Origin of the sequence: uncultured Faecalicoccus sp., from assembly GCF_944325745.1 — a bacterium.
Taxonomy (GTDB): domain Bacteria; phylum Bacillota_I; class Bacilli_A; order Erysipelotrichales; family Erysipelotrichaceae; genus Faecalicoccus.
In genome coordinates this window covers 1-6,389 of record NZ_CALVBG010000067.1, presented here as the reverse complement: position 1 = coordinate 6,389, position 6,389 = coordinate 1, and the positions used below count along the sequence as shown (strand labels likewise).

The window sequence follows — 6,389 nt, the reverse complement described above, 5'->3', positions numbered from 1 at the left end:
TCTTTACAGCGTTCATTGATCTGGGTTTCTTCAATCAAAACCTTTTGAATATCTTGACTAATCATCCAAAAGTCCTCCTTGAGATACGAAAATCATTGTAACATAAATAAATTCGGTTGTGCACTAAAATGTTGGACATCACAGCCGATTTGGGGCACAAAAATGATACGGCCTGAAGCGTTTTCCATCACAAGCCAATTTTTACGGATCACTTTCGGGATCTTGCGGTCAATAAAAAAACGACTGAGCTTTTTAGTTCCGTAGCGCAATGCGATCCGATCCCCCTGCCGAACCGTTCGAATCGTCAGCGGAAAATCAGCAGGCGATACAGACACTCCTTCTATGGTCTTGCCGACAGGTGACAAAGTAAAGCCCGGATAAGATCCGTATTCAATCTGTGAAAGAACAACCTTGACCGGCGCTTGTTTTTTTACGATCCAAAGCTTGCTCTGAAAGCTTTCCATCTCATAATCTTTGAGATCGATCAAACAATCCGTCTGGATCTGTTCAAGAAGGTTCAGGCACTCTTTTTTCCCATGGCGTTGTCCGGTCTTTTGATAAAGATATTCTTCCAGCCAATACCAGTGAGATATCGCGGAAATCGTTTGATCCCAGTTCTCCAAAAAAATCTTTGCGCTGTTTTTCTTCTCTTTCCATTCTTGATTGTCAGCCTCGATTTCTCGAAGCAGCTCTTCTTTTTGTTTCTCACTCATCCCATCGATGCGATGGTGACGAATCCGATTGCGGGCGTATTGATCGCTTTGATTGGATTCATCGATCCCAAATTCGATCTTGTTTCTTTGACAATAATCCACACAGTCTTTTTTCGACCAGTCCAACAAAGGACGATACACCGGGATCCCCCGATATGCCGATACAGCTTTTAAACCATAATGTTCACAAAGCATCTTTCTTTGTTTTTGAAAAAGATACGTTTCCAGATGATCCTCTCTTTGATGGGCAACATAGATGCCCTGGGCTTCAAAACGCTGTGCCAGCTCAACGAAAAAATCATAGCGCACCTGACGGGCCCAGGCTTGGAAGTTTTGTCCCCCAGAGTACTGAGGATACTTCACAAAACAAGGGATATTCTTTTTTTGACAATAGGTCCGGACCAGGTTTTCATCCCGAAAAGCGCTTTCCCGCTTTTGATAATTGACGTGAGCCACAACCACTGAGCAGCCTTTAGTGACCATCCAATCTAATAAAGCCATGCTGTCGGGACCGCCAGAGCATCCGATAATCCTTGGTTTATCCATGGGTCTATTTTATCATTCCTGGCATCTTACTCCAATGCATCTGACTACACTTTTTTGTATTGTCTGAAATAATTCACCATCCGGATCCAAATGGCCTTTGACATCGATGATGCGAGCCGTATTGATCCATTTGGCATCGTTTAAAAACAGATAGGACTCTTTATAAAGTCCCGGGATCTGACCCAGGGGATAAATATAATCTTTATGTTCTCGACATTTTCCTGTCATAGGGACGACAAAGGCCTTTTGATGACAAAAGGCAAGGATCAGTCCGAAATGCAGATAACCAATCTCCATGACGTACGCCTGCCCAAAATCAATATAACAAATATCGCCTTTACGAAGTGCATAATATCCCTGGACCTCTTTATAAGAAAAAGCCAGCCTGCGCTTGCAGAAGTTAAGCTTTGAGATCATGTAATCAAATACTTCTCGTTCTTCCATGGTTTCCACCATTTTCTTTTCTTGTTTTTCCACTTCACGGACCAGGCTTTGCAGCACTGTCCGCTGATTCTTTCTTTTGATCCAGTCTTGCGGTTGCATGCCCTCATTAAAACAAAAAGATGTGACCAAAACATGACACATCTTTATTTTATCTTTCGATTTTTGATCTTGGCGCGCACGCCTCTTTCCAGACTCAGCAGCGGATGATAGTGATTGGAGATCATCCCTGATTTCTCAATGAACAGCTCTACCGCAAACAACATCACAAGCATGACAATGAATCCGATATTACGATTGATCATATAGACAAAAGCGCTCAATCCAAACAAAGCCGTCAGACCGCACATGATGATCACTGTGTTCCGGTGTCCAAACTGTCGCATCAATAAATGATGAAGATGGCTTTTATCCGCCTCCATGAAACGCTGGCCTTTTAAGGTTCGCCGCAAAATGGCTGACAAAGTGTCGATAATGGGAACCATCAAGATCAACACCGGCAAAGCCAGTGTCATGATCGTGCTGGATTTAAATCCCATGATTGAGATCGTAGAGACCATGAACCCTAAAAACAAGGAGCCGCAGTCGCCCATAAAGATACTGGCAGGATGCGCATTATAGACTAGGAAACCAAGAATGCTGGCGCCGAGCACAAAAGCCAGATTCATAATATCAAACCGACGTTCAATGATCCCCATACTGCCGATGATCATCAAAACGATCACACAAAGACCGCCGGCCAACCCATCCAGACCATCGATCAAATTCACCGCATTGGTGATTCCTATGATCCAGATCAAAGTAAACAGGACCGAAAAGACACCGATATCGATACTGATCCCGAACGGCAAACGGATCACATCCACACTGACGCCAAAATAAATGGCCACCCCCGCTGCTATGCATTCCAAAAGCAGCTTCATACGAGGTTTCAGATCGATCAAGTCATCGACCAGACCCGCAAAGAACATGATGCTTCCGCCCAAGATCACACCGTTGATCGTCCGGTCCACTTCCAAAAATAAAGAACTGACGATAATAAAAGTTAAATAGATTGCGATCCCTCCGATGCGCGAGATCTTTCCATGATGAACCGTTCGCTTGTTTTCTTTGGCATAGGCAGCCGCCAGGACCGATATTTTTTTGATAACGGGAGTCAAGATAAGGCTTCCTAAAAAGGCCAGACATATCCATTGTAAATCAATCATGGGCGTAACTCCTTCATAGTATTGATGATCTCATATTCCGGGAATTCAGGCGTGATCACCGGACATGAGAAAGCTTGTTCCAACAATTGACGTAAGCCGAAACAATGAGCCAGTCCGCCATCAAGAAGAATCCCTTTCTTTAAAAGTGTCTGTTTCATCTCAAACGGCTGTTCTTTGAAACATTGTTTGGCCCAAAGAACGATCTGTTGTTCGATCATTTCCAAGGCTGGCCACAGATCCGAGGCGCTGATTTCGATTTGTCCCAGGCGCTGGTAACGATCCATAGCCATACAAGCCAGACGGACATTTTTATTTTTCCAAAACGCATCGCTGGCCGCGTGCTTAAGCGCTGAAGCATCTTCATTGGAAATCAGACAGTTTGTCTTTGTCGCCACAATTCGTTTGATTTGATCATCCATCCGGCTACCCGCGAATGAAATCTTTTTATACGCTCGCTTGGTCCCGTTGACGAAGATCCCCATTTCCGTATATGAATGTCCGGCATGGATCAAGAAACAAGCTTCCTTTGTTTGAAGAAGTTCTTCATTGGAAATAAATTTTGTCTTTTTGATCCCCGCATCTAGTAAAATATGCTGCCAGCGCATTCTTGCTTCTTCATCAGATCCGGAAGGAACCGCCATCCAGATGCACGGTTTTAGAAGGGTCTGTGAACTTTTTAAAACCTCTAGGCAATGAGAGATCAAAAAGCTGATGGAACGATCCACATCGTCTTCCTGGATCGGATAGCGGACCTGTACGCCAGGATCTTTATAGATATAGGCCAAGGCATCTTGTCCATAGGCAATCGGTTCATGATGGCGAAACGCCATCACCGTTCGTGTCTTGGCATCGCTTTGATGCCCATAATCGTGAAGGCGTACTTCATAAGCTCCGACATCCAAAGCCAACCAACGCTCAAACATACTTAAACCCCTAATCCATTATAGATCGTCAGCTGCAAGATGGCCTGCGTACATAAATAAGCCAGGGCCAAAGCACATAAAAACATCAATAAAGTCACTTTTGAAGGCTGCTTCACGCGACAAAACGCTTCAAAACGGACGGCACTTAAAGCATAAAAGCTCAAGATAAAACAAACCACAAACAAAATGATTTCTATGATCGAATTGGCCATGTCTTTCCTCCTATCCTATCGTAACGATCTCGACAAAGCATCCCCTATTCGAACAAAGTTCTTTGGCATGCTTCAATATTTTCAAATCCTGGGAAAATCCCATAAGGCTGGATCCTGAGCCAGACATCATAACCCGCTCAAAACCCAGAGTTTCCATTTTTTCTTTTAATTCTTTTAATTCCGGGCGCAGCTGAAAGGCTGGTTTCTCCAATGCGTTGCCCATTCGTTGGCAAAGAGAACCAAAATCTTGATCCTGAATTGCCTTTTCAACCGCATCGACATCCACATGCACCGGCATTTGAGCATGCCATTGTTCAAACGCCTCCGGAGTTGATATCCCATAACAAGGTTTCACGATCAGACAAGGCAGTTTCCATTTCTGGGATAGAACCCGGATCTTTTCTCCGATCCCCTGGACCCGGGCCGTCTGATTCACCAAACAAAATGGCACATCCGCTCCAATTTGTTTTGCCAGCTCCAGCTGTTGTTCTAATTCCAGATTCAGGCCTTCTATAGCCATAACAGCCCGAAACACAGCTGCCGCATCGGCACTGCTTCCAGCCAGGCCCGCCTGATCGGGGATTCGCTTGATCACATGGATCGCATAATGATTGCGCAGCCCCATTTCCTTTCGCAACAAGGCCAACGTTTTATGGATCGTTGAACGATCAGGGATCACGCCGCCATCACAGGTGATCTGATCCGCCGGATGGATATTGATCTCAATCTCATTATATAAAGAAATCGGGGCCATGATCATATCTAATTCATGGTACCCGTCATTTCGTTTCCCGATGACATCCAGTGCCAGATTCACTTTTGCCTGCGCTTGCACCTTCATAGAATTTCACCTCATCAAATAGTCGTATAAAGTCTTCCAGCTCCAATTGTTGAGCGCGACTTTCTGGGTCGATACCGGCAGTCCGCAAGATCTGTTCTGCCTGTGTTTTATCTTGGAGCCATTTTCCTAAATTATTTGCGATCGTCTTCCGGCGCTGTTGGAAACAAGCCTTGACCATCTCAAAAAAAGTTTCTTCCTGTTCCAGAGCATAACGATGATGAAAAGAAAATGATATCACCATCGAATCGACATTGGGTTTCGGCCAAAACACGTGCCGGGAAACGTCCATGACCTTCTTCACGTCACAGCGATATTGTGTGATCACACTGAGAGCATTGTATTCTTTATCTTTCGAATTGGCCAAAAAGCGCTGTCCAACTTCCTTCTGCATCATGACCGTGATTCTTTCGATCGGCTCCTTCGCTTCAAAAAGCCGAAACAAGATCGGGGTCGTAATATAATAAGGAAGATTGCTCGCAAAAACGACTTTTTGACCCGGCTTTCGATGCTCGCGGATCAGCTGGTCAATATCCACTTCTAAAACATCTTGTAAGATCACCGTCAGATTTCCTTTGACTTCTGCCTGTAAAATAGAAGGCAGACGCGGATCAATCTCCAAGGCGATCACCCGTTGGGCTTTTTGGCAGAGAAATTCTGTCAAAGCTCCAATTCCCGGCCCAATTTCAAAAACCAGTTCATCGGGATCTTGGATCGCATGATCGGCAATCTTTTCGACGATCTTAGGTTCAATGATAAAATTTTGCCCATAATTTTTCTTTGTGAAGATCTGGTATTGATCCTGGATCTCTTTGGTTCGCTTGATCGTTGCGATAGGCTGCATAATTATCCTTTCTCCAATTCTTCTCGAGTGATCTGCATTTGATTCAGGCGCTTGAAACACGTCTTCGCATTGCATTTGCCAATATGAAACTGCCGGCAGACCCGATCCCGGCGCAAAGCGCTGTCGTTGCGTCCGGTCAATCCCAGATCCACAAAATCTTCCCAGCTCAAGGAACCGCTCTCTTTCGAAAACGTCACACAATGGGACAACGCTTCCCAAAGATCTTCCTTACTGGCATGTTCCACACCGACTTTGCGAGTCGTCCTAGCTTTTTCTTTTTCAATAAACGCGTGTTTACATCCCGGCACCGCCTCTTTGATCAAACGGCGAATGTGTTCGCCCGGCGTATCGGGATCGGTAAAAACGATCACCCCGCGTCTGGCCTGCGCTTCTTGGATCCGCTCGAGCGTTTCCTGACTGATTTGGTCGCCGCCGGTTTCGATGGTATCGCATTCAAAATACGATTGAAGTGTATTTGTATCATTTTTTCCTTCTACGACAAGGATCTCTTTGATTTTTTCTTTCATGGTAAATTAAGTATAATAAAAAAGAGAAGGCAGCGTCAAAAAAGTGGGGTTTCTGTTTTTGAAAACAGTGACGGCCGGTTCTCTTTTGTTTACCCCCTTAATTGGAAACATTATAGCACGATTACCCCATAACGCAA

At 44.7% G+C, this 6,389-nt stretch carries 8 protein-coding genes; all 8 read right to left on the bottom strand.

All coding sequences use genetic code 11. The features are described from left to right. Positions 1–92: 92 nt before the first annotated feature. Genes tilS through rnmV form a run of 8 tightly spaced genes read right to left on the bottom strand, consistent with a single transcriptional unit; the run spans position 93 to position 6,252 of the window. Complete coding sequence (gene tilS / locus Q0J48_RS06275) at positions 93–1,259, bottom strand: tRNA lysidine(34) synthetase TilS (RefSeq protein ID WP_296242593.1); 1,167 nt, start codon at positions 1,257–1,259, stop codon at positions 93–95. 12 nt (positions 1,260–1,271) lie between these two features. Beyond that, positions 1,272–1,844, bottom strand: a complete 573-nt coding sequence (locus Q0J48_RS06270) for a hypothetical protein (protein WP_296242591.1) — start codon at positions 1,842–1,844, stop codon at positions 1,272–1,274. Positions 1,845–1,846: 2 nt separating this feature from the next. Beyond that, positions 1,847–2,908, bottom strand: coding sequence for an MraY family glycosyltransferase (locus Q0J48_RS06265; RefSeq protein WP_296242589.1), 1,062 nt, complete (start codon positions 2,906–2,908; stop codon positions 1,847–1,849). Then, entirely contained in the window at positions 2,905–3,831 is a 927-nt protein-coding gene (locus Q0J48_RS06260; protein ID WP_296242587.1) for a rod shape-determining protein, read from the bottom strand. The genes Q0J48_RS06265 and Q0J48_RS06260 overlap by 4 nt, the downstream gene beginning before the upstream one ends. Before the next feature lie 2 nt (positions 3,832–3,833). Next, complete coding sequence (locus tag Q0J48_RS06255; RefSeq protein ID WP_183374715.1) at positions 3,834–4,043, bottom strand: DUF1146 domain-containing protein; 210 nt, start codon at positions 4,041–4,043, stop codon at positions 3,834–3,836. 10 nt (positions 4,044–4,053) lie between these two features. After that, the gene (gene ispE / locus Q0J48_RS06250) at positions 4,054–4,884 is read right to left on the bottom strand and encodes a 4-(cytidine 5'-diphospho)-2-C-methyl-D-erythritol kinase (protein ID WP_296242584.1); all 831 of its coding nucleotides are present in this window, start codon (positions 4,882–4,884) and stop codon (positions 4,054–4,056) included. After that, on the bottom strand, positions 4,823–5,728 hold the full coding sequence (gene rsmA / locus Q0J48_RS06245) for a 16S rRNA (adenine(1518)-N(6)/adenine(1519)-N(6))-dimethyltransferase RsmA (RefSeq protein WP_296242595.1): 906 nt from the start codon (positions 5,726–5,728) through the stop codon (positions 4,823–4,825). The genes ispE and rsmA overlap by 62 nt, the downstream gene beginning before the upstream one ends. After that, the gene (rnmV, locus tag Q0J48_RS06240) at positions 5,728–6,252 is read right to left on the bottom strand and encodes a ribonuclease M5 (RefSeq protein WP_296242581.1); all 525 of its coding nucleotides are present in this window, start codon (positions 6,250–6,252) and stop codon (positions 5,728–5,730) included. The genes rsmA and rnmV overlap by 1 nt, the downstream gene beginning before the upstream one ends. Between the last annotated feature and the right edge of the window lie 137 nt (positions 6,253–6,389).